Source organism: Corallococcus sp. AB045 (assembly GCF_003668895.1).
Classification (GTDB): domain Bacteria; phylum Myxococcota; class Myxococcia; order Myxococcales; family Myxococcaceae; genus Corallococcus; species Corallococcus coralloides.
This window is the reverse complement of record NZ_RAWN01000415.1, coordinates 1-1472: the sequence shown is the minus strand read 5'-3', so window position 1 is coordinate 1472 and position 1472 is coordinate 1. Positions and strand designations below refer to the sequence as shown.

The following is a 1472-nucleotide window of genomic DNA, read 5'->3' as shown; positions in this document are numbered from 1 at the left end:
GTCAGCACAAGCAGGTTGCCATCAATCCGGAACGGCCCGTCGGTCGCGTCCAGGCTGTAGGTGAGCGGATCCCCGTCGGCATCAGCACTCGCAAGCGTCGCCACAATTGAGGTCGTGAGCATGTCCTCGGACGCTTGCGTGCTCGACAGCGAAGGCGCCGATGGAGCAGTATTTCCTGCCGGCAACACAGTCTGGTCCTTGAATTGCAGGATGCGGATATTCTTGAGGGTGTCGGTGCCGTCCGGACCGGTGACTGTGGTGGTTCCATCGCTGTTTTGAGTCACCGTATAGGCGGACGCATTCCCGGAGAAGATCGCTGTATTCGTGCCGCCGCCGCCCTCAAGGGTGTCGTTGCCGCCAGCGCCCGTGAAGGTGTCGTTCCAAGCGGTGCCATAATAGTGGTCGGCTCCAGCCGTGCCTTTGACGGTCACGGCGCTGGTGCGCATGTCGAAGATCTGGCCGCGAATGTCGACGCCGTCATTGGTGCCGGTCGAGTTTTCTGTCCAGGCGAACATGATGCGTCCGTCAGCCAGGCCCGTAATGGTGGGGCCGTTCTGACCGTGGGTGGCGAAGATGCGCTCGTCATTGCCCTGCGGAACGCCTTTAGCGTCGAAGGTGCGGATGCGGGCGACGTCGTTGCTGTCAACATAGTCGTTGAAGACGATCGCGAAACCGCCGGTGGCCAACGCCGTCACTTGAGGCGTGGTCTGAGCACCTGTGGTAGACGAGTTGACCTGGAAGTCGGAGCCGAACAACGTGCCGTCGTTGTTGAACATCTGCGCCCGGATCGAGCTGCTGGACCCATCGACAAGGTCCGTCGTGCGGTAGACCAGCACGAACTTGCCATCCGCCAGCACAGCCGTGTCTAATTGGTCCTTAGCGTAATTGGCTGTCGAGGCTGGCAATGCAATCCTATGCGAAGCACCATCAGTCCTAAAAATGTTAAGGGCGAAGCTTAGCCCTCTCCATTTACTGAAGATAGCGTAACGATCTCCTAATCCGACCATCTCGACCTCGGATGTAGGAGCATAGTCATTGTTAGTAGACTGATACGCTTGAACAACAGATGTTGGCTCGAGGCGATAACCAGTTCGATACACCTGATCAGCATAATAATCACTATTACCGACAATCAACCAATCTTTGTTATTGCCATCTTTCACAAAAGCAGCTTTGGAATATTTCTGTTGGCGGCCAATGAACGAAAAGACAAGCTTTTCCGTATCGAAAAGTAATCCTTCGGAATTAAATACACTTGCACGAATGCCACCAGTGGTACCTTGTACACTCTCCCATGTGACAGCGAAGCGGTCATCGTCCAATACGGCCAGCTCCGGGTTCATCTGATCGCCAGCCGTCGTCGTGTTGATCAGAAGCTCCCCGCCCTTCGGTGAGCCGTCAGCTTTAAACAACTGTCCACGAATGGCCCGGCCGCTGGTGTCGCCACCCGTTCCGCTCAGGTCCTCCCACAC

Annotated in this window: 1 protein-coding gene; it reads right to left on the bottom strand. The window is 56.4% G+C overall.

The genetic code is table 11. The features are described from left to right. On the bottom strand, nucleotides 1-1472 hold a 1472-nt coding region (locus D7Y21_RS42140; RefSeq protein ID WP_370039932.1), incomplete at both ends, for a hypothetical protein.